General features: G+C 61.0%; 21 protein-coding genes. 11 read left to right on the forward strand and 10 right to left on the reverse strand.

What is annotated here, in order from left to right:
- The first annotated feature begins 11 nt into the window (after window positions 1-11).
- The 5 genes from AADH44_RS01665 (at window position 12) to AADH44_RS01685 (ending at window position 5,170) form a co-directional block, all read left to right on the forward strand.
- A complete protein-coding gene (locus AADH44_RS01665) occupies window positions 12-899 on the forward strand; it encodes a sugar ABC transporter permease (protein ID WP_341953686.1) in 888 nt (295 codons plus the stop codon).
- Window positions 896-1,735 (forward strand): carbohydrate ABC transporter permease, encoded by an 840-nt coding sequence (locus AADH44_RS01670; protein ID WP_341953687.1) that lies wholly within the window; start codon window positions 896-898, stop codon window positions 1,733-1,735. Before AADH44_RS01665 ends, AADH44_RS01670 begins: the two co-directional genes overlap by 4 nt.
- A gap of 70 nt (window positions 1,736-1,805) precedes the next feature.
- Window positions 1,806-2,861 carry a LacI family DNA-binding transcriptional regulator gene (locus AADH44_RS01675; protein WP_341953688.1) on the forward strand — a complete coding sequence of 352 codons (1,056 nt, stop codon included), beginning with the start codon at window positions 1,806-1,808 and terminating at the stop codon, window positions 2,859-2,861.
- 1 nt (window position 2,862) lies between these two features.
- Window positions 2,863-3,843, forward strand: a complete 981-nt coding sequence (locus AADH44_RS01680) for a glycosyl hydrolase family 32 (protein ID WP_341953689.1) — start codon at window positions 2,863-2,865, stop codon at window positions 3,841-3,843.
- Window positions 3,830-5,170, forward strand: coding sequence for a right-handed parallel beta-helix repeat-containing protein (locus tag AADH44_RS01685; RefSeq protein WP_341953690.1), 1,341 nt, complete (start codon window positions 3,830-3,832; stop codon window positions 5,168-5,170). Before AADH44_RS01680 ends, AADH44_RS01685 begins: the two co-directional genes overlap by 14 nt.
- A gap of 87 nt (window positions 5,171-5,257) precedes the next feature.
- On the opposite strand, the gene ppk2 is transcribed toward AADH44_RS01685, so the two are convergent.
- The 3 genes from ppk2 to AADH44_RS01700 all read right to left on the reverse strand — a co-directional run bounded on the left by ppk2 (window position 5,258) and on the right by AADH44_RS01700 (window position 8,434).
- Entirely contained in the window at window positions 5,258-6,055 is a 798-nt protein-coding gene (gene ppk2, locus AADH44_RS01690) for a polyphosphate kinase 2 (RefSeq protein ID WP_341953691.1), read from the reverse strand.
- Window positions 6,056-6,268: 213 nt separating this feature from the next.
- Window positions 6,269-7,084, reverse strand: a complete 816-nt coding sequence (locus AADH44_RS01695) for a dienelactone hydrolase family protein (protein ID WP_341953692.1) — start codon at window positions 7,082-7,084, stop codon at window positions 6,269-6,271.
- Window positions 7,085-7,138: 54 nt separating this feature from the next.
- Window positions 7,139-8,434 carry a GNAT family N-acetyltransferase gene (locus tag AADH44_RS01700; protein WP_341953693.1) on the reverse strand — a complete coding sequence of 432 codons (1,296 nt, stop codon included), beginning with the start codon at window positions 8,432-8,434 and terminating at the stop codon, window positions 7,139-7,141.
- Between the two features lie 244 nt (window positions 8,435-8,678).
- Here AADH44_RS01700 and AADH44_RS01705 point away from each other — a divergent pair, with 244 nt between their 5' ends.
- Both AADH44_RS01705 and AADH44_RS01710 read left to right on the forward strand, forming a co-directional pair.
- On the forward strand, window positions 8,679-9,236 hold the full coding sequence (locus tag AADH44_RS01705) for a heme-binding protein (RefSeq protein ID WP_341953695.1): 558 nt from the start codon (window positions 8,679-8,681) through the stop codon (window positions 9,234-9,236).
- Between the two features lie 148 nt (window positions 9,237-9,384).
- Complete coding sequence (locus tag AADH44_RS01710) at window positions 9,385-9,735, forward strand: HPF/RaiA family ribosome-associated protein (protein ID WP_341953697.1); 351 nt, start codon at window positions 9,385-9,387, stop codon at window positions 9,733-9,735.
- Here the strand turns inward: AADH44_RS01710 and AADH44_RS01715 are convergent.
- The 5 genes from AADH44_RS01715 to AADH44_RS01735 all read right to left on the reverse strand — a co-directional run bounded on the left by AADH44_RS01715 (window position 9,732) and on the right by AADH44_RS01735 (window position 14,449).
- A complete protein-coding gene (locus AADH44_RS01715; protein ID WP_341953698.1) occupies window positions 9,732-10,475 on the reverse strand; it encodes an FAD:protein FMN transferase in 744 nt (247 codons plus the stop codon). The genes AADH44_RS01710 and AADH44_RS01715 overlap by 4 nt on opposite strands.
- Window positions 10,475-10,942 (reverse strand): FMN-binding protein, encoded by a 468-nt coding sequence (locus AADH44_RS01720; protein WP_341953699.1) that lies wholly within the window; start codon window positions 10,940-10,942, stop codon window positions 10,475-10,477. The genes AADH44_RS01715 and AADH44_RS01720 overlap by 1 nt, the downstream gene beginning before the upstream one ends.
- A complete protein-coding gene (locus AADH44_RS01725; RefSeq protein WP_341953700.1) occupies window positions 10,939-12,357 on the reverse strand; it encodes a ferredoxin reductase family protein in 1,419 nt (472 codons plus the stop codon). Before AADH44_RS01725 ends, AADH44_RS01720 begins: the two co-directional genes overlap by 4 nt.
- Window positions 12,358-12,422: 65 nt before the next feature.
- Window positions 12,423-13,772 carry a HAMP domain-containing sensor histidine kinase gene (locus tag AADH44_RS01730; protein ID WP_341953701.1) on the reverse strand — a complete coding sequence of 450 codons (1,350 nt, stop codon included), beginning with the start codon at window positions 13,770-13,772 and terminating at the stop codon, window positions 12,423-12,425.
- Window positions 13,772-14,449: a response regulator transcription factor gene (locus AADH44_RS01735; protein ID WP_341953702.1), complete on the reverse strand. Its 678-nt coding sequence runs from the start codon at window positions 14,447-14,449 to the stop codon at window positions 13,772-13,774. Before AADH44_RS01735 ends, AADH44_RS01730 begins: the two co-directional genes overlap by 1 nt.
- Window positions 14,450-14,587: 138 nt before the next feature.
- On the opposite strand from AADH44_RS01735, the gene AADH44_RS01740 reads away from it, so the two are divergent.
- A complete protein-coding gene (locus AADH44_RS01740) occupies window positions 14,588-16,060 on the forward strand; it encodes an SPFH domain-containing protein (protein WP_341953703.1) in 1,473 nt (490 codons plus the stop codon).
- A 44-nt stretch (window positions 16,061-16,104) separates the two neighbouring features.
- Here AADH44_RS01740 and AADH44_RS01745 read toward each other — a convergent pair whose 3' ends face one another.
- On the reverse strand, window positions 16,105-16,248 hold the full coding sequence (locus tag AADH44_RS01745; RefSeq protein ID WP_341953704.1) for a methionine/alanine import family NSS transporter small subunit: 144 nt from the start codon (window positions 16,246-16,248) through the stop codon (window positions 16,105-16,107).
- Entirely contained in the window at window positions 16,245-17,828 is a 1,584-nt protein-coding gene (locus AADH44_RS01750; RefSeq protein ID WP_341953706.1) for a sodium-dependent transporter, read from the reverse strand. Before AADH44_RS01750 ends, AADH44_RS01745 begins: the two co-directional genes overlap by 4 nt.
- Before the next feature lie 235 nt (window positions 17,829-18,063).
- On the opposite strand from AADH44_RS01750, the gene AADH44_RS01755 reads away from it, so the two are divergent.
- The 3 genes from AADH44_RS01755 (at window position 18,064) to AADH44_RS01765 (ending at window position 20,725) form a co-directional block, all read left to right on the forward strand.
- Complete coding sequence (locus AADH44_RS01755) at window positions 18,064-19,026, forward strand: metal ABC transporter substrate-binding protein (RefSeq protein WP_341953707.1); 963 nt, start codon at window positions 18,064-18,066, stop codon at window positions 19,024-19,026.
- A gap of 101 nt (window positions 19,027-19,127) precedes the next feature.
- A complete protein-coding gene (locus AADH44_RS01760) occupies window positions 19,128-19,856 on the forward strand; it encodes an ABC transporter ATP-binding protein (RefSeq protein ID WP_341955026.1) in 729 nt (242 codons plus the stop codon).
- A complete protein-coding gene (locus AADH44_RS01765; RefSeq protein WP_341953708.1) occupies window positions 19,853-20,725 on the forward strand; it encodes a metal ABC transporter permease in 873 nt (290 codons plus the stop codon). The genes AADH44_RS01760 and AADH44_RS01765 overlap by 4 nt, the downstream gene beginning before the upstream one ends.
- The last annotated feature ends 96 nt before the right edge of the window (window positions 20,726-20,821 follow it).

Genomic DNA, 20,821 nt, shown 5'->3' on the forward strand with positions numbered 1-20,821 from the left:
GACTCGCTCTCGTGCGCCTCACCGACCGACGGTTCGCCTTGCTGCTGATGGCACCGGCCGCCGCCTTCCTCGCAGCATTCGTACTGTGGCCTCTTATCCGATTCGTCTCGAACGGATTCTACGAGATCTCACCCATTGCCGGAGGACCCCGAATCTTCGTGGGCTTCGATAACTTCGCCGCGGCATTCGCCTCAACGGCTTTCCAAGGCGCGGCGTTCCGCACGATCCTCTACACCGTTATCGTCGTCGCCCTTGAGTTTGCGATTGGGCTGGCTGTAGCGCTCATATTCGCCTCGCTCGGAAGCCGCTCCGCGGTATTCCGCACCATCTTTATGTATCCGCTCATGATCGCACCCGTCGTCGCCGGTCTGTTGTGGCGCTTCCTACTCATCGACAACTTCGGGATAATCAACGAACTTCTTCGCCAAGCAGGAATCCTGCAAACGAGTAGTCAAATCGGATGGCTAAGCGACCCGAACATTGCACTGTTCTCGGTCGCCCTACCTGACGTCTGGCTTACTACCTCATTCATTACGCTCGTGCTTTTCGCTGGCCTGCAGAATGTGCCGAGTGACGTAATCGAAGCAGCGAAATTGGATGGTGCCCGCTTTTCCACCATGCTCTTCCGCATCATCATCCCACTGCTTAGGCCGGTGATCGCGGTAGCGCTCATCGTTCGGGGGATTGATGCGGCTCGCGCCTTCGACATCATCCTCATCCAAACCAACGGTGGCCCGCAGGAGAGCACAACGACGTTGAGCCTTCTGGTCTACCGAACCATGACTCGCTATGGCGACCCGGGCCTCGCGAGCGCCATGGGGACTATTTATCTTGTTGCAATGCTCGTGATTGCCACCGCGGCGATATATGCAATCTGGCGCCCAGGGAGTGACAAATGATTGGCATTGAAACGAACCGGCGTTCCTCGCGTCTGTTCCTGTGGGTTGCTCTCGCGGTTGTTCTATTAATCTATGGATTCCCGTTCCTTTACCTTCTACTTACTTCCTTCAAGACTCCGCTCGATGCGATCGCTGTGCCGCCCTCTGTGTTGCCCTCGGTCTGGACTCTAGAGAATTATGTGACCGCACTTAGCAAGGACGGGGTGGTTCCGGCGCTGGTGAACAGCACGGTGACCGCTGTTCTGAGCACAGCCCTCTCCCTCGTGCTCGCGGTACCCGCGGCCTATGCGATCACTCGGTACCGCACACCAAGCGGGCAGGTCTTCGTCATGGCAGCGCTAGTAACACGGATGGTGCCCACGATCGCAGTGGGAGCCCCTCTTATAGAGACCATGCGGGTTCTCGGAATTAGTGACACATCTCTGGGCCTTGCTATCGCGCACACTACTCTCTCGCTTCCCCTGTCAATCTGGCTGATGGCGAGCTTCTTTGAAGCCGTCCCTGACGAGCTCGAAGAAGCGGCGCGGGTTGATGGCGCGTCACGTCTGGGAGCATTGTGGCGGGTCGTAATCCCGGTAGTGTCGGGCGGCCTTGCCGTCACAGCGATCTTCGCCTTCCTTGCATCGTGGAACGAGTTCCTCTTCTCCCTCCTGCTCACCTCGGTGCGAGCGCAGACGACGCCGATCGTGATCGCCAATTTCCAGACCCAGTTCGGTTTGGACTGGGGCGGGATGACCGCGCTCGCTGCGATCTATTCGATCCCCGTCATCCTGCTCACTCTCGCCTTGCAGCGTCACATCGTCGCGGGTCTCACTCTCGGCGCCGTGAAAGGATGAACCGTCTCTCGATGGAAAAAAATCACAGCTCCGGTGGAATTATTACGCACCTAAAGGAAGAAGTAGAACTGTGGCAGTGAGAAATGTTGGGATCCGAGATGTCGCCGAAATGGCTGGTGTTTCGGTTACGACGGTGTCCCACGTCCTGAACGACACACCGCAAATGCGGGTCGCGGCCGAGACGCGAGAGCGTGTCCGCGAAGCGGCGAAAACACTGGGCTACGGCCCGAACCGGATGGCCCAAGCGCTACGCACCAACCGGTCAGGACTCATCGGCCTGCTGAGCGAAGAAATCGCTACCACTCCTCACGCGGGCAGGATCATTCTCGGCGCCCAGAATGCGGCCCGCGAACACGACTTGACCCTGGTCATCATCAACACTGAGCGCGAATCCGGCGATTCGCATCGAGACGACGTTCAGGCGCTGATCGACCGGCAAGTGGAGGCGGTGCTCTACGCGACCATGTATCACCGCCAAGTATCCCTCCCTCCGAACCTGCAGGGGCTGCCTGCCGTGCTGATCGACTCGACCGACAGGGCCGGCATCGTTCCTGCAGTGGTACCGGATGAGGTGGGCGGCGCGATCGCCGCCGTCACCCACCTCGTCGAGGCCGGTCACAGACGCATCGGCTTCCTCAATAACGACGACGACGTGCCGGCTACACACGAACGTCTGGTCGGCTACACGCAGGTGTTGCAGCAGCACAACATTCCGCTCGACGAAAAACTGATCGTTCACGCACCATCAGAAACGCTCCCCGGCTACGAAATTGCTCGAGAACTGCTCGCTCGGAACGACCGCCCAACCGCCCTGTTCTGTTACAACGACCGCATGGCAATGGGCGCCTACAGGGCCGCGAACGAACTAGGTCTGAACATTCCGCTCGACCTCTCGATCGTCGGCTTCGACAACCAGGAACTCATCGCCGCAAACCTCTTCCCTGGCCTGACCACGGTGGCGCTCCCTCACTACGAAATGGGCGCTTGGGCCGTCGAAACTCTCGTGCACCTGCTTCACGGAGAAGACGAATACAAGCTCCTCGCCGACACCCCTACACGCCTCGAATGCCCACTAGTCATCCGAGGATCAGTCTCCAAACCACGCGACAACGGAAAGGTCACATAAAATGCTTCGACTGGCCTCGTCCTGGGTGTGGGACTTCTGGATCGCCGACGATGGCGACCGTTACCACCTCTTCTTCCTGAAAGCGTCTCGAGCTCTCCTCGACCCCGACCGGCGGCACTGGCGTGCCACCATCGGGCACGCGACTTCTACAGATCTCACGACGTGGACCGAACACGCCGACGCAGTCATTCCGGATGATTCCCCGGCCTTCGACGACCTCTCAACGTGGACGGGGTCAGTAGTTCGTGACGACAACGGCACGTGGCGAATGTTCTATACGGCGGTCAGCCGTGCCGAAGGCGGACTCAACCAGCGGATTAGCTCCGTCGTCTCCGACGATCTCTTCACGTGGAGCCGGGAACCCGACAGGCAAATTCTTGAACCGGATGCCCGTTGGTATGAAACTGCCGAAACGAGAAAGTGGCCGGACCAGGCCTGGCGCGACCCGTGGGTGTTCCGTGACCAGCACAACTGGCACATGCTGATTACGGCGCGCGCCAACCACGGCGATCCCGATAACCGAGGGGTCATCGGGCACGCAACCTCACCAGACCTTACTCACTGGACTGTTCAGCCGCCGCTGTCCGAGCCAGGCGCCGGATTTGGGCACATCGAAGTGGTTCAGACCGCCATAGTCGACGGCACGCCGGTCGGCTTGTTCTCCTGCCTTGGACCTGAACTGGCGCATGACCGCCATGCGGAAGATCCCGTCGGCGGCGTTTGGGCGGTTCCCGCGGACTCCCTGGCAGGGCCATTCCGGCTGGCGGATGCGTACCGACTCACCGACGAGCGACTCTACGTTGGTCGGTTGGTTCAGGATCGCGCCGGACAGTGGCAGATCCTTGCGTTCCGGAACGACGACGAGAACGGCGGTTGGGTTGGAGAGATCACCGACCCGCAGCCCGTCCGTTGGGTCGATGGCCGACTAGCGATCGAAGTGACTAGCCACGACGCGAAGGAGAGAATCTATGTCGAGCGCTAACTACTACGACGTGACGAAGTGGCCCGTCGGCAATCCGGTCGAGGACATCGGCGAGGTATTCAACAGCATCATCGCTGACATTAAGAGCCGGCAGGCGACCACCGATGAGAACAAGGGTGGAAAGCCGGGTGCGGTGATTTACGTTCCGCCCGGGGATTATCACCTTCGCACCCAGGTGCTGATCGATATCAGTTTCCTCAGCATCCAGGGCTCGGGACACGGCTTCACGTCGTCGAGCATTCGGTTCAATGTTCCCCAAGACGAGTGGCTCGACTTGCACGAACTGTGGCCCGGGGGCAGCCGCATTCTCGTCGACATTCCCCTCGGCGATGACGAGCCGAAGTCCACAGGCGCAGCTTTCTTCATCGAGCGAAGCGGGAGTCCGCGGATCAGTTCGGTCGAGTTCTCGAACTTCTGCATCGACGGGCTGCATTTCACCCCGGATGGCTCGGAGTTGCATCCAGAGAACACCTACGTCAACGGCAAGACGGGCATCTATGTCGCGAATGCCAATGATTCGTTCCGCATCAACGGCATGGGATTTGTCTACCTCGAGCATGCTCTCACGATCTACAACGCGGACGCACTTTCCATTCACGACAACTTCATTGCTGAATGCGGAAGCTGCATCGAGCTGCGTGGCTGGGGACAGGCCTCGAAGATAACCGACAACCTGATCGGAGCAGGGTTTAAAGGCCACTCGATCTACGCTGAGAACCATGGCGGGCTGTTGATCACGGCGAACAACATCTTCCCCCGGGGTGCGAGCAGTGTCCATCTCAGCGGAGTCACGCGTTCAAGCGTCACCAATAATCGCCTGCATTCGTTCTACCCTGGGATGGTGGTTCTCGCGGCGAATAGCTCGGAGAACCTCGTGGCCTCGAATCACTTTTTGCGTGACCTCGAACCCTGGACGCCCTTCCTGGGAGTCGACAACGGACTGGATGACCTCTACGGACTTCTCTGTGTCAGCGGCAGCAACAACTCGATCATCGGTAACCACTTCTCCGAGGTCATCGACTCACAGCGCATCCGCCCCACGGGTGCGACGCCCGTCATCATCCGGTTGATGGCGGGGGGCTCCAACTACGTCTCCAGCAACCACGTGGTGGCAATGGACGTTCACGCCAAGTCGAGTGGCTCCGCCTTCGCAGCTCAGGTCGACGCCCTACTGACGACCGAGGCTTCAGACGGCCTCGTCGTTACGGCAGTCAAGGTCGATTCCGAGTCAGCTCGAAATACGATCCTCGATTCTGGAAGCGACGCCCAAGTTGTCGTAGATGCAGCAGTTAACGCTTTTAGGGCCACACCCACAGTCGGAACCTAGTCGGTAGCCGAGTCGCCCTCTTCGCCCGAGGTTCAATTCGCTCATTCCTTGCAGGAACAGGTCAGCCGTACGGAAAGCATCGCATCCTCATAAACTCGTGGCGATATCGGGGACAAAGTGTTGGGTCTCGACCGGTGGACGTGAGTAGTTCGCCGACTTCGGTCGTTTCGGAATTTTCACTGACTTGGGTTCTGTGCGCTCGAACTCGATCTGTGAGATTAAGTGACTCATCACGTTGAGACGTGCCACTTTCTTGACGTCGCTGTCGACCGTCCACCACGGGGCGTACTCCGTATCGGTGGCGGCGAACATTGCATCTTTGGCGCGAGAGTATTCTTCCCAGCGAGTGATGGACTGAAGGTCGGTGTCAGAAAGTTTCCACCGGCGCATGGGGTCGTGGAGGCGGGACTTAAACCGTCGCTGCTGCACTTTGTCAGAAACAGAGAACCAATACTTGATCAGCACGATGCCGTCGTCGACAAGCATCTGCTCGAAGACCGGAGTTTGCCGAAGAAAGAGCTCGTACTGGTCGTCAGTGCAGTAGCCCATTACTCGCTCGACGCCGGCGCGGTTGTACCAACTGCGATCCATCAGCACGATCTCGCCCCGGGTCGGCAGGTGCTCAACGTAGCGCTGGAAGTACCACTGCCCCTTCTCCCGCTCATTCGGCTGCGGTAGGGCCACCACTCGAGTCGATCGGGGGTTGAGATATTGTGCGATGCGTTTAATCGCTCCGCCCTTGCCGGCGGCATCTCGACCCTCGAAAATCACCAGCACACGCAAGCCTGATTCAACAATCCACCGCTGCATTGTGACGAGTTCGATCTGCAATCGCTTCAACTCTCGCTCGTACAGCTCCTTGGATACGCGTCGGTTCTGAGACATGAGTTCACTTTAGGCGCCTGCGCAACGAAGTCTTAGGGAGAATCGAGAAACTATCCAGGGAGATCGCTTGGTCGTAGGCAGCGGGAATGGCCTGCACCTCGACCAGCGCGCCGGGGATGGCGCGCCAAATTCGATCCGCGGATGCTTGTCCCTTCCTAATGGTGCGTACGTCGCCTGCATGGGTCGGCGGGATTGCGAGTACCGGAGCCGCGCTCAGCCGATCCGTTCCTTCAGAAATGCAACAACGCGATCCCGGGCGGCCGACGCCGAATTGGCGGGGTCCTGGCGCACTTCACCGGTGAGTACCGAGTGCGCCGACTTCGCGTAGCCGTCGGGGTTACCTGGCGAGGAATCCAGTTGGATGATCTCGAAGGCATCCCCGAGCCGCTTCTTGATCGTGTCGAATCGTGCTCGCGGCACGGAGCTGTCTTCGCTAAACCGCAAACCGAGCGCACACACTTCGCCGGCACTCGCCCGCGCCGCGATGCGATCAAATTCTTCCGGAGAGACCCCAGGGTCGAGCTGGCGGGCGCGGCCCAGCGGAATTGGCGTAGCGGGTTGGCTCAGAACTGACGCGGCAACGGAGTCATCAATGGCGGCGGCTAGAGCGAAACCGCCGGTGAAGCACTGGCCGATTACACCGACGCCCTTTCCTGGAGTGCGGGCGGCGAGGTCGGATGCGACGGCCCTCAGGTAATCCGTGATTGGCCGGTGTGCATTCGTGGCGAATGCCCGGAACTCTGACGCAACACAGAGTCGCAGCACTGTCCCCATCATGTAGCTGCCGGATATAGCCCGCCCCGGATCGCCAAATGGGGACGGTACGACCACGGTGAAGCCCGCCGCAACAAGATGCTCGGCTAAGCCGAGAACTTCCGGGGTGATCCCAGGAATCTCGGGAATGAGCACCACCCCTGGCCCCGAACCCTTCTCGTAGCAGTCATGGGTTGTGCCCGCACCCGTGAATGGGGTGCGAACCCACCCTTCGAGTTGGCCTACCGGGGCGGATTGGGTGCCTGCACCTGTCATCTGTTGATCATCCTCCATGAAGTCCGAGAGCTGGTTGTGCGCAGCCAACCCGCGCTAGAGGCGGGCGAGCCGCTCAATATCTTCGAGGAACTCTGTCGCGACTTGAGCCGACACGGTGGTGCGGGTGGACCGAATAGCGGAGAGATAGTCTTCGGTGGTCGGGCCGGCCGGGCCAGCCGGAGCGGCGGCATCCACACCGTCGAAGAGCGCGCGCTCGAGGGCTTCTTGAGAAGCCCGACGAGCCGCGTACTCCACATCGGCGGGGGAGAAACCATCGCTTGAGGTGACCAGCACGTCAAGGTCAATGAGACCGGTGACGCCGGCAGGAATGTATCGCTCCCAGATAGCGTGCCGTGCCGCAACATCCGGCAACCCGATCGGAATGACGTAGTCAAAGCGTCCATGGCGAAGCAGGGCGGAGTCGAGTGCACGGATGAAGTTGGTTGCGCACACAAGAAGGCGCCCCGGTTGTTCTCGGAAGGCGGGGATGATCTTGAGTAGTTCGTTGGTGACACCCTGCAGGGCCGATGGCGGCTCACCACCACGCTGCGCCGCGATCTCCTCTACCTCGTCGATGAACACGACCACGTGCTCCAGCTCTGAGATTTTGAGGAACGTTTCGCGCAGAGCTCCGGCCAGCCCTTTCGGGTCGGCGGCGAGTCGGGAGGGGAATACCTCAACGAACGGCCAATCCAAACGGGAGGCGATCGCCTTGGCGAAGGTGGTCTTGCCCGTTCCGGGCGGGCCGAACAGTACAACAGCCTTCGGCGGCACCACCCCATACTGGTCGGCCATTTCAGGTTTGGCGAGCGGCATCACAAGGCGGCGCTCGAGCAGTTCTTTCTCGCGCCGCATACCGCCGACGGCTTCCCAGAGATCGCGGGGCAGCATCCGCCCACCAAGCTCGGCGAGTGACCGCAGTTCTTCGCGCTGCACCGGAATGTGGCGCTCGAAGTAGCGCAGATTCTTCTTCACCTCGAAGCCTTGATTGAGGAAGGCATCCACCCGGCTCGCCGATTCTGGAAGCAGCGCTGAAAGCTTGGCGAGCCCGTACGGCGCCATTCGCTTCTCCAGCGCCCCCAGTAGTGCGGTGCCGATGCCCTGATTCTGCCAACGTTGTGCGGTTGCGAGGAAGACAATCCACCCTTGAGCATGTGCCGCGCGACCGACGGCAGCACCGATGACTTCGTCGCCGTGCATCGCGACGACAGCCTGATCCTTCTGGCAGCTGGCCAGCACCTCCGATAGCCCATAGACCGGGTCAATCTTGAGGGCGGTGATCTCTTCCCAGAGATGCAGGATGCCGTCGAGATCGTCGGAATGAAAGTCGCGAATGCGCCAAACGGACACTGTGGCTCCCTTGTGTTAGCGCAGTGTGCCAGTAAAAGTGTGTCACTCGCTCGTGCGACGGTTGAGGCGATAATACGTTAGTCGAACGACATATTGTTGAGTGTCGTCTAGGCCATCGGGATGCGTCTTGTCGTGATGGGCTCTGGTCCTGCTTGGTCCCGAGGCCCCGCGGTCACGACGAGACGAGCCGCCGAACTTCCTGCAGGCTCGGGCCGCTTCCAGTACCCGAGCGTACGATCAGCGAATGACAGAGAAGCAGCCCTATGACCTCCTACGCACCGAGGGTGTGGTGGAGGTGCGACGCTACCCCGAGCATGTCGTTGCTGAGACGAAAGTTTCGGCAGATTTCGAGAATGCGGGCAATCGCGCGTTCCGCTACCTTTTCGGTTACATCACGGGCGATAACGCCGCCAGACAATCAATCGAGATGACCGCTCCCGTTGTGCAGGCCCGTTCGCAACGCATCGCCATGACGGCCCCCGTGGTGCAAACCGGCTCCGGGGAAAATTACACGGTCGCGTTTGTGCTCCCGGCATCCATCGACGAGGCATTGGCACCGCTGCCGACCCGCAGCGAAGTGTCTCTGCGCACGGTACCCGCGAGGCTCGTCGCTGCGGTGCGCTTCACGGGGCGCTGGAGCGAGTCCTCCTTCCACAAGCACCGCGCCCAACTGCTTAACGTGGTGAAGGATGCCGGGCTCACGACCATCGGCGAACCCTGGTTCGCACGCTTCGACCCACCCCTCACCCCCTCGTTCTTTCGTCACAATGAGGTACTTGTCGAGGTGGCGGAAGGCCACTGAACTCACACTGCACCCACGCCTCGACTACTCTGCTTACAGGGCACACAGCTCGGCGGCGTAGCGTAATTAGTGGATGAACTACTGTTCTTCTCGCGAAGTTCTCACCCGGCGGCAGCCCACAGTGCACCACAATTGCCAGGAGGCGACCATGCAGGTCATCGTTAACACTGATCACAACATCACCCTCAGCGAGGAAGCAACCGCCGAAATCGTTACCTCGGTCGAAAGCAAGCTCGCGCACTTCAGCTCTCACCTCACCCGGGTTGAGGTGCACTTGAGCGACGAGAGTGCCGGTCGCAGCACTGGTGACGACATCCGTTGCCAGCTTGAGGCCCGCCCCGAGGGTAAGAATCCTGAACTCGCCAGCGATAACGCGTCGACGGTCGAAAGCGCCGTCAATGGTGCGATTCGAAAGATGCAGCACGTGCTGGAAACAACGTTCGGGCGCGCCGACCAGCACAAAGGCGGCAGCTCGATGGGTGGCGTCGAACCGCGCTAGGCGGCAGTATTCGTCACCAGCGAGCGCAGCAGCCCTGGAGTCGCACGCAACGCACCTGACCGATCGACCGTGATCACATCAACATCCCAACGACCGGCCACATCATCGAGCGCTTCGGGCCCGCCCGCCACAATCGCGGTCGCGAGCACGTCAGCTGTCACGATGTCCCTGGCAGCAACGCTCACCTGCACGAAGTGCGTCGGCTCAGTGCTTCCTCCGCGCCAGATGTGGTCGCCACGTTGCGCGCTACCCGAGGTCGCGAGAGCGAGCCGCGAACCGCCGAGGGTGATCGAGCAGAGAAGAGCCGAGCTATCCACAGGATCGACGATACCCACGAGTTGGGCTTCGCCGGTGGGGGAGACGAGGATGTCGCCACCAACGTTTACGCTCCAGCTCGGGCATCCGACAGCCTGAAGGTGTGCGCCAGCACGTTCGATCGCTTCAGCCTTGACAATGCCGTTCAGATCGATGACCCCATCGGGGCGGTGTGGGCTAAAGAAACCCGAGGTAGTGCTGCGCCACTCAAGGGCACGCGAGTAACTGGCGAGCAACTCAATACTTGCGCCGGCCAGCGCCAGGTTGCCGCACGCGATGCGGCTCAACTCGGAGTCGGGCCGATACAAACTGAAACGTTGCTCGATCTCCGCGAAGATCGCCACAATCGCACCGAGTTCGCTCGACCACCCCTGGGGAACCTCAGTTGACGCCACCGTTCCCATCGTCTCGAAAGTGTGACGCATCAGGCACCAGCCTGATCAAGCGCTGACTGCACTGACGTCAAATACGCTCGCGTCGTGTACGTAGCACCACCCACATTCGACACCCGAGTGGACTGCGAGTTGAGCACCTCGCTGCGCAGAATTGGTGCCGCATAGTTGCTGATCTGCACCGAACGGCCATCCGCATTCGTCAGATGGAGCGCGTCGAGCTTGCTGATGCTGCCACCGGCGATGGTCACCCGCACTTGCACAGCACCGAAGCGTGTGTTGACGCTCGCACCGGTGTAGGTTCCATCGCTGGGTCCGCTCGGGGCTGGCGCAGCGGCACCGGTGCTTGAGCCCGAACTCGACGAACCAGCGGTGGCGCCACCCACGGGCAAGGAGATCGACGATCCATTGCTGGTCGTGACTGCGGTTCCTGCTTGGTAGCCGACGATGAGCACGCTGGCCGAAGCCAGAATGCTTCCTAAAATCGCTCTCGTTCTCACCAGTCAAACCTTTCTGCGTGAATTTGTTCGGGGCGCACGCCCGTGGCCCGCACTTCTGCTTCAACGAGGTCACGCCAGGCGGTGGGGCCGCACAGGTACACGTCGGAGTCGGCCAGGTCGGGAAAAGCTGTTTCTAGGGTGACTCCGCGAGCGACATCACTTGCGGCCATCCAACTGTCGCCACGACGCGGACGGTGCCCGACCATGGAGTAGCAGGCGGCACCCTTTGCTTCGGCGATTGCCCGTATTTCGTCCCAGTGGTAGGTCTCCTCTGGCGTACTGGCTCGCAGCAGAACGGTTGCTTCTCCGGGGGAAAATGAGGCATGTTCGAGCAGGGCCCGTACGGGGGTGACTCCGATACCGGCCGCAATGATCGCGAGCTTGGGTGATGTGCGGGCAGCTTCGGAGAACAGACCGTACGGGCCTTCGATGCTGACGCGTGTGCCAACGGGAACAGCTGACAGTCGCGCGCTTCCGGCTCCGAGCTCCCGAATCGTGATGCGTGCGGTGCTTTCGGTCGGCATCGCCGAGAGCGAGATCGGGTGCGAGTGCCACCAGGTTCGTGGGGTCCAGAAGCGCCAGATGAAGAACTGACCACCGGATGCTCCGAGCCCGCGCAGTGCGTGGCCGCCGAGTTGAATCGTGGTGACTCCGGGGGCAATCTCGGTGACCGCCGCGACCCGCAGCCGGTGTCGGAGGCTTGACACGAGTGGTTCGACGAACCGGAATGTGATGATGCTTCCGAGGGCGAGAACGTAGAGCGCAATCCAATAGACGCGTTGTGCGGTGCCGTCAGCGAGCACTCCGCCAACACTCAACTGGTGGGGGAGTGCGAAGGCGACTGACACATAGCTGAGCAGGTGCACGAGGTGCCACCCTTCATAGCTGAAGTGGCGACGAACAGTGACAACTGACGTTACGACGACGGCGATCAGCAGACCGAGGCCAATAAAGGCGAGGGGCATATCGGGTAGCGCGAGCATGGGGCCGATTTCGGCGATTGGGTTGATGCCCGAGGAAAGTCCGTACCCCACAAGCAGCATTACTCCATGGGCGAGCAGCAGGTAGAGGGCGGGCTTGCCGAGTGAGCGGTGCACCGCAATGGCCCGGTCGTGGCCGATGGTGCGGTCGATGAGCGGGATGCGCGCCGCAAGTACCAGCATCACGAGGATGAAGTCGGTGCCGACAAGTCCGGTGATGATTCCGATGCTGGTGAGTGTTTGCGCGATCGAGCCGAACTGGGCGGCACCGCCGGAAGCCAGAAAGAGTGCGGCGGCGGCAGCGCCCGAAGCCCAGAGCATCATCACGAAGACGTCAGAACGGCGTGCTCGGCGGGAGTAACCGCGGCGGTAGTCGTCCGCCGCCTCGATCTGAGCGTGTGGGTTGGTCGCTCGGGTGCGCACCTGTGTGGTCATGTTCCTACTGTGCTGGCGCCAGCTAGAGGAACGCTAAGAGAAAGCGCCTATTTGCCTGAGGGAACTCACATGTTCGGCAAGTAAACGCTCACACGCAAACCGTCGCCGGTGTTCTCGAGGGTGGCGGTGCCCCCGGCAGCGCTCGCGATGGCGTGCACGAGTGCCAGCCCGAGTCCGCTGCCGCCGGTCGATTCGGTGCGCGATACGTCAGGGCGAGAGAAGCGGTCGAAGGCGATCGGGATGAACTGCGCCGGCATTCCCGGGCCGTCATCGACGACATCCAACCGAAGACCGCCGCTGTCACTAGTGAACGTTGCTGACACCTCTCCCTGGGCGGAGATTGCGGCGAGGGCATTAGACAGCAAGTTGTCAACGAGTCGACCGAATGATTGGGCGCCGATCCGGTAACGGGCCGTCTCGTCGGCGGTTGAGACGGTGAAATCGACCTGTGCCGCTTTCGCCATCCCCAGAAGCCGGGCACGGTCGATGCTGCCCATGAATTCATCAACGAGTTCACCAGCGCGTGAGGTCGCGGTGTTTGATTCGGTCTCTAAGCGACTGAGTTCCAGCAGATTGGTGGCTAACGATGTCAGTCGATTCACGGATGCTTCCGCCGACGTCACTTGAGAGGCAAGTGCCGCTGCGTTCCCAAAGTCGGCGTGCGCGAGTTCAAGCTGAGTCGTGAGCGCTGCTAGCGGGGTGCGCAACTCGTGGGCGGCATCCGACACCATCTGCTTTTCGCGTTCGGTGGATGCCCGCATTCTAGCGAGAAACTCGTTGAGGGTTGTGGCCAGCGCCGAGAGTTCGTCGTGCGCGGGCCCGACAGGAAGTGTCGCCTCGGTGTCGGTGCTGAACTCCTCAGCTTTGCGTCGCATCGCAGTTACGGGTCGCAGGGCGACAGAGGCGAGAATCCACGATGCCAATCCCAAGCCCAATAGCAGTACCCCGCCGGCCACGATCAGTACTCGATCGAGCCCGTGCAACGCGAGTTCGCTTGCCGATGTGCTGCGGGCCGACCACAACACCCAGGTTCCTGCGGTGGTTTCTACCGTGCGCCCGGCGATCACATAGGAACGCTCATCGTCGTCGCGCAGCGTAAACGTGGTGTTGTCGGGATCGCGTCGCGAGATGGCCTTTCGAACGTCGCGAGGCAAAGTATTCACCTGCACGTTTTTGGTGGGGTCTTGAATGAACACGAGCACGCCCGTGCCGGGGTCGTCCACAGTTTCGTCGGGGTTTGCGGTGATGTCAGCTACGAACGAGGTGAGGTCGCTGGTGGCGAGAGAGCGGTCGGCTTCGATCAGGATGTCGTGCACGGCAACTCGCACGACGAGAAGCGCGAGCAATAGCAGGATGGTGGCCGCGGCGACACTGCCGAGGGTGATGCGGGCACGAATGGAGAGCTTCGAGAACATCACTCCACCTCCGCTAACGAGTAGCCAACACCGCGCACCGTGGTGATCACAACGCCCGACGTGTGCGGGTCGAGTTTTCGCCGCAGATAGCTGACGTACTGGTCAACAACGTTGGCATCAATGTGGGCGGTGGTTCCCCAGACTTCGTGCAGGATGTCGGCACGGGTGAGTGTTTCGCCGGTGCGGGCGCTGAGCATCCACAGCAGGGCGAACTCTTTGGAACTCATCGGCAGTGGTGCACCGGATGCCGTGGCTCGCACCGTTGCCGCGTCGAGCACCAGCTGGCCTATCTTTCGGCTGGCTTTGGGGGTGGACGAGTCGCGGCGCACAAGCGCACGAATCCGGGCGGCCAACTCGGCGAAAGCGAAGGGTTTGGTGAGGTAGTCGTCAGCGCCGGAGTCGAGGCCGAGCACCCGATCTTCTACGGCATCGCGTGCGGTGAGCAGCAGCACGGGAAGGGGGTTTCCCTGTTCGCGCAGGTGTCGGCAGATTTCGAAACCAGACATTTCGGGCAACATCACATCGATGGCGGCGGCGGAGAAATCATCGCTGGTCGCCGCAATGAGCGCATCCATGCCGTTCGTGACGAGCGTCACGGTGTAACCCTCACCCTCGAGACCCTGCTGAACGAGCGCACCCATCGCCGTGTCGTCTTCCACGACCAGGATCTTCGTCATGGGGGTCAGACTACGCCTGCCGTCGTGTGCGCTGAACGAATGCTGCACTGCACCGGGCTCACTTTCTGCGTCTTTCGTCCAAATGCTCCCCGAGCGACGACAATGGATGGATATCGCTCATCTTTGAAAGGTGCATACATGGAACTCTTCGCCACCGGCGGAATCGTCCTGCTCATCGGAATCGCGGTGGTCGTACTTGTTGTACTACTGCTCGTACTCCTCCTGATTGCTCGGGCATGGTTTAAGGTCGCTCGTGCTGACGAAGCTCTCGTCGTCTCCGGTCGTTCACAGAAAGACTCGACGGGGCGCGATTCGGCGGTCACTGTCATTGTCAACGGCAAAGCCCTGGTCAACCCGATCACACAGCGCCACGAGACAATTTCTCTTCGATCGCGTCAAGTTTCGATGACTGCCGAGGCGCAGTCGGCAGATAACGTCACGCTTCAGGTAGAGGCGGTCGCTATTGTCAAGATCGGATCTGACCCCATGCTGGTGCGCCGTGCCGCAGAGCGCTTCGCTTCGCAGGATAAAGCGATCGAGCAGTTCACGACAGAGCAGCTCGAGGGTGCCCTTCGTGGTGTCGTTGCAACCCTGTCGGTTGTTGAGCTCATGCGTGAGCGCAAGAAGTTCTCCGACCAGATCGCCACCGATGTTTCCACTGAGCTGTCGGAGCAGGGCCTCATCCTTGACTCCTTCCAGATCAAGGGCATCGGCGACAAGGTTGGTTACATCCAGTCGCTCGGAACCCCGCAGATTGAGTCGAAGCGTCGCGAGGCTGAGTTGGCAACCGCTGACGCTAACCGCGAAATCTCTAAGCGCAACATCACCGTCGCTGAAGCGAACCTGATCGAGCAGACTGCGCTCGACAAGAACACCGCAGACTCGAAGGCTGAAGTCGGTAAGGCAAACGCCGAAGCTGAGCAGGCTGAAGCGCTGGCTCGTGCCCGCGCAGAGCAGGGTGTTCTCCAGCAGCGCGCCGAAAACCGTCAGGCTGAGCTCGATGCTGACGTGAAGCGCTTGGCAGACGCCAACCTCTACAAGGCTCAGAAGGATGCTGACTCCGACGCGTACCGCCTCGTTAAGGGTGCGGAAGCTCAAGCGCAGATCGCGGCTGTCGAAGCTGAAGCTGTGCGCGTTCGTGCCGCCGCCGATGCGGATGCGGTTCGCCTCTCCGGTGAAGCTCGGGCGGCAAGCATTGAGGCAGAAGCCGCGGCTCTCGCTAAGCACCAAGATGCGCTTCTTGCGCAGCGTGCCCTCGAGTCGCTTCCTCTTGTCATGGAACAGTGGGCAAAGGGCTACGGTCAGATCGGGTCCGTCACCGTCATCGGTGGCAGCGGATCAAGTGCAGCAGACACCATCGGAAACGAGAGTGCTATCGCGCTGCGCAGCTCGTTCGAGTCGATCAAGGCAGCAACCGGGCTCGACCTCGCGTCGATCATTCAGGGTCGCGCCGTCGGCCAGGCTGTCGGCGAAGGCGCTCGCGGTGGTTCCGCAGAAAGCTCAGTGGATGCCAGCCTCGCGCACGTCGCTAACAGCGGCACCGAGGCAGCTCACACGCCCGCTCCCACGGCTGCCGACTCCGCTGCCCAAGAGAGCGACACAGCGAACTAGCACCGTCATGGTCGGGTGTCTCTGTTGATGCCCGACCATGAGCGCTAGTCGTTGTCGCTAACGAGCTCAGAACCCTCGGGGTAGTTCTCTACTTGAGGCTTGCGGGCGAGAAACACGATGCTGGCGATGAGTCCGCCCCACACGAGCACGGCAGCGACGACAAAGAATATGATGGCGATGCCGCTCATTTCTTGAGCTCCTTTAGTGCTTCGGCGCTAGGCCACGGGGTGAATTCGTCGGGGTCGTGCTTCCAGCGCAATGCCGTCATGCTGATGGCACCAATGAGGATTACGGCGATGGTGCCCCATCCGGCGACCGCGAGGTACCACAGCGGGTACCCCTCGTAGCCTTCGGTGACGAGCACAATGATGCGCTGGATGAGCATGTAGAGCAGAACGACCGGGGCGAGTACGCCGACGAGTAGCTGCCAGACGCGGCCCACCTTGAAGGTGGAGACGGCGTTGAGGTGCGCGGCAAGCTCCGGGCCCTTGCGGAACACCCAGATCACGAGGATCGTCGCGGCAATAGCGGCGACCACGATTCCGACGTTGTTTGCCCACTGGTCGACGGTGTCAAGGGTAATGAGTCCGGTCGTTGTCGAGAACAGCAGTACCGAAACGATCGCCAAAGCCGAGCCGACACGAATCGAGGCTTGGCGGGCACTGATGCCGAACTTGTCTTGAAACGCGGATGACACAACCTGCAGTACCGACAGCAGGGAGGTGAAACCAGCCATCACCAGCGAACCGAAGAACAGTGCACCAAAGAGTGGACCGCCGGGCATCTGGGAAACAATCGCGGGGAACGTGATGAATGAGAGTCCGACCCCAGTAATTCCTTCGAGCTCATCGATGCTGACGCCCTGCTGGAAGGCGAAGTAGCCGAGCGTCGCGAAGACACCGATGCCGGCAATGATCTCGAACGAGGAGTTAGCGAAAGCCACCACCAGTGCTGGCGCGGTGACGTTAGCGCGACGGCTGCGATATGAGGAGTACGTGATCATGATGCCGAACGCGATCGACAGCGAGAAGAAGATCTGGCTGTAGGCCGCAATCCAGACGCTCGGGTCGCCGAGTGCAGCCCAATCAGGGGTGAACAGGGCATCGAGACCGGTCATGGCGCCATCCAAGAACAGTGCGCGCACCACCAAGATCAGGAACGCGACGACCAGCAGCGGCAAGAAGATCAGGTTGGCGCGCTGCACGCCCTTCGCGATGCCCGAACCCAGGACGGCGAGCACGGCGACCCAGACGAGCACGAGCGGGATGAGAACGGCAGGCACGAACTGCGAGCTGAAGCCCGGTTCGGATGTTTGTAGAAACTCGGTGACGAAGAAGCCGGCAGTGTCATCGCCCCAGCGCAAATCAAAGCTGAAGGTGAAGTAGCTGGCGGCCCAGGCGACGACGGCCGCGTAGTAGACAGCGATGATGATGCAAATCCACACCTGGAACCAGCCCAGCGACTCCAACCACTTGCCGGCCTTGCCGCCCAGGCGACGGAAGGCGGTCGGTGATGATCCGCGAAAGCGGTGACCGATCGCATAGTCAAGGAACAGGATCGGGATGCCGGCCGTAACCAGTGCGATCAGGTACGGGATGAGGAACGCCCCACCACCGTTCTCGTACGCGACTCCGGGGAAGCGCCAAATGTTGCCCAGCCCCACGGCCGAGCCGATCGCCGACAGGATGAAACCGAGCTGGCCGCTCCACTGTTCACGCGGTCGCGAGGCGACCGATGCCTGTTGTCCCGATCCTTGGTGCGCCGACAAAGTTGCTCCTCTGCATGAAGGCCACCCGAAGGGCCGTCTGTGGGGCCATCCCGGAATTGTGGCCCGCTGCCCCTCACGGGGTGTTCTCACGTTAACACTCGGTCGTGCGGCGTTGCGACATGTGACGTGGGTAAGGCGCGCGAAAGAAGGGTGACTTTTGCTTCGCCCGCACAATGTGAAAAAACTACGGCTAGACGTAGTTACAGTTGCGCGGTACCCAACATAGAATCGGAAGATGAGCAGTTTCAGCGGCGAAGGCGCGCGGACGGGCATCCGTCGTGCTCGAAGTTTTGCGCTCGCCGCCACCGTTCTTGCGGCCCTTGTTGCGTGCAGCAGCACACCGGATGCCGCGGCACCAGCTGACCCGAATGACCAACGCCCCGTCGTGCTCACGACCTTTACTGTGCTCGCCGATATCGCCCAGAACGTGGCAGGCGAGCACCTTCGGGTGGAATCGATCACCAAGGTGGGTGCGGAGATTCACGGCTACCAGCCGACCCCCGGCGATATCGCCAAAGCGGCAGATGCTGATCTCATCCTTGACAACGGTCTCAACCTTGAGGCCTGGTTTGCGCAGTTCGTTGACGGTCTGGAGGTGCCGCACGTCGTGGTCTCTGAGGGTGTCGAGACGATCAACATTGCCGAGGATGCCTATGAGGGGTTGCCGAATCCGCACGCCTGGATGAGCCCACTCAACGCTCAAATCTATGTCGACAACATGGCTGCCGCCTTCGCCGAACTCGACCCCGACAATGCCGCCGATTTCGCCGCCAATGCCGAGGCATACAAGATCGAACTTCAGACAGTGAATGACGAACTCACCACCGAGCTTGCCACCCTCGCGCCCAACCAACGCGCACTCATCACCTGCGAGGGCGCCTTCTCCTACCTGGCTAGGGATGCCGGCCTCAGCGAGCACTACCTGTGGGCGGTGAACGCCGAACAACAGTCCACGCCCCGACAGGTCGCCGCCGTCATCGACTTCGTTCGCGACAACGATGTACCCGCCGTGTTCTGCGAGTCCACCGTCTCCGACCGCACCATGCAGCAAGTCGTCGAAGCAAGCGATGCAACCTTCGGCGGCACCCTCTACGTTGACTCGCTGTCGGCAGCGGATGGTCCGGTTCCGACTTACCTTGAGTTGCTGCGGCACGACGCACAACTCATCATCGACGGGCTGACGGGAGCCGGATCGTGACAGGAGAAGAGCCGACACCAGCGGCAGGGCAGACACCAGCGGCGGAGAACGCGGGAGCCGCGGCATCAAGGAGTGCGAGAGCCGCGGCATCCACACCGGCCATCAGTGTGCACAATGTCACGGTGCACTACGGCGACGTGCTTGCGCTCGACAACGTGAGCGTCACCGTTGCGGCGGGGCAGGTGTGTGGGCTGATTGGCGTGAATGGTTCGGGCAAGTCGACCCTGTTCAGGACGATCACGGGGATGATTCGCCCTGACCGTGGAACGGTCACACTGGCGGGTCAGGCACCCGCGCTCGCGCGAAAAGCAGGGGTGGTTGGCTATGTTCCGCAGAGTGAAGAGGTGGATTGGGCGTTCCCGATTTCAGTGCGCGATGTGGTCATGATGGGTCGCTACGGGCACATGGGCCCAACCCGGCGCCCGAAAGCTGCCGACCGCACTGCTGTCGATGAGGCTCTGGCGAGGGTCGACCTCACCGATCTTGCTGACCGCCAGATTGGTCAACTTTCGGGCGGTCAGAAGAAGCGTGCGTTCGTCGCTCGGGGCATTGCGCAGGGGGCGAGCATTCTGCTGCTGGATGAGCCATTCGCTGGTGTCGACAAGCGGTCAGAAGCAACCATCACCGCGGTGTTGCGCGAACTCGCCGCCGATGGGGCAACAGTGCTGGTGTCGACGCACGACCTAAATGCGCTGCCGAAGCTTGCCGATGAGGCGATCCTGCTGATGCGCAGCGTGCTGATGCATTCAACCCCTGCTGAGGTTTTGCAGCCCACCAATCTCGCCCGCGCTTTCGGTCTCGATGTTCTTCAGCAGGGTGACAGCGAATGAACCCGCTCGACTTTCTCCTCGAACCTCTCAGCTATGACTTTATCCAGCGGGCTATGGCGACCAGTGTGATTGCTGCGATCGTCTGCGCAGTGTTGTCGTGCTGGCTGGTGCTTGTTGGCTGGTCGCTCATGGGCGATGCTGTCTCGCACTCCGTGCTGCCCGGAGTTGTTCTCGCCTACGTGGTGGGGGCCCCTTTCGCCCTGGGGGCGCTCCTCTTCGGTTTCCTCGCCGTCGGCCTCATCGGGGCGGTAAGAAACACCAGTCGAATCAAAGAGGATGCCGCAATTGGCATCGTCTTTACGACCCTGTTCGCGCTAGGGCTCGTACTCATCTCGGTGATCCCCTCGCAGACCGACCTCAACCACATCATCTTCGGCAACCTCCTCGGCGTTTCCTGGGCCGACCTCCTGCAGGTGGTGATCTTGGGTGTTGTCACCTTCACTATTCTCATCGTCAAGCGCCGCGATTTCACCCTCTACGCTTTCGATGCAACCCACGCTCACGCCATTGGCCTCAACCCCAAAGTGCTCGGCGCTGCCCTGCTCGGACTGCTTGCGCTCACCTCGGTGGTCGCACTCCAAGCTGTGGGGGTTGTGCTGGTCGTGGCGATGCTCATCATCCCGGGTGCCACCGCGTACCTGCTCACTGACCGGTTCTCACGGATGCTCGTGATCGCTCCCGCACTGTCGGCGCTCGCAGCAATCACCGGGCTCTACCTCAGCTACTATCTCGACACGGCATCCGGCGGCATGATCGTGCTCGTCGAGGGTGCCGTCTTTGCGCTGGTGTATTTGTTCAGTCCGCGCCACGGACTCATTGGCAAACGGGTTGGTGCCCAACGACGTCGACGGATGCTCGCAGCACGGTAGTTGCCGAATCTGAAAGATAGGTTAGGCTTACCTTATCAATTCGAAGGAAGTCGGATGACCGTTGCACGCCACACTCAATCGGTGGGAAACCCACAC

The organism is Salinibacterium sp. TMP30 (genome assembly GCF_038397785.1).
Lineage (GTDB): Bacteria > Actinomycetota > Actinomycetes > Actinomycetales > Microbacteriaceae > Rhodoglobus.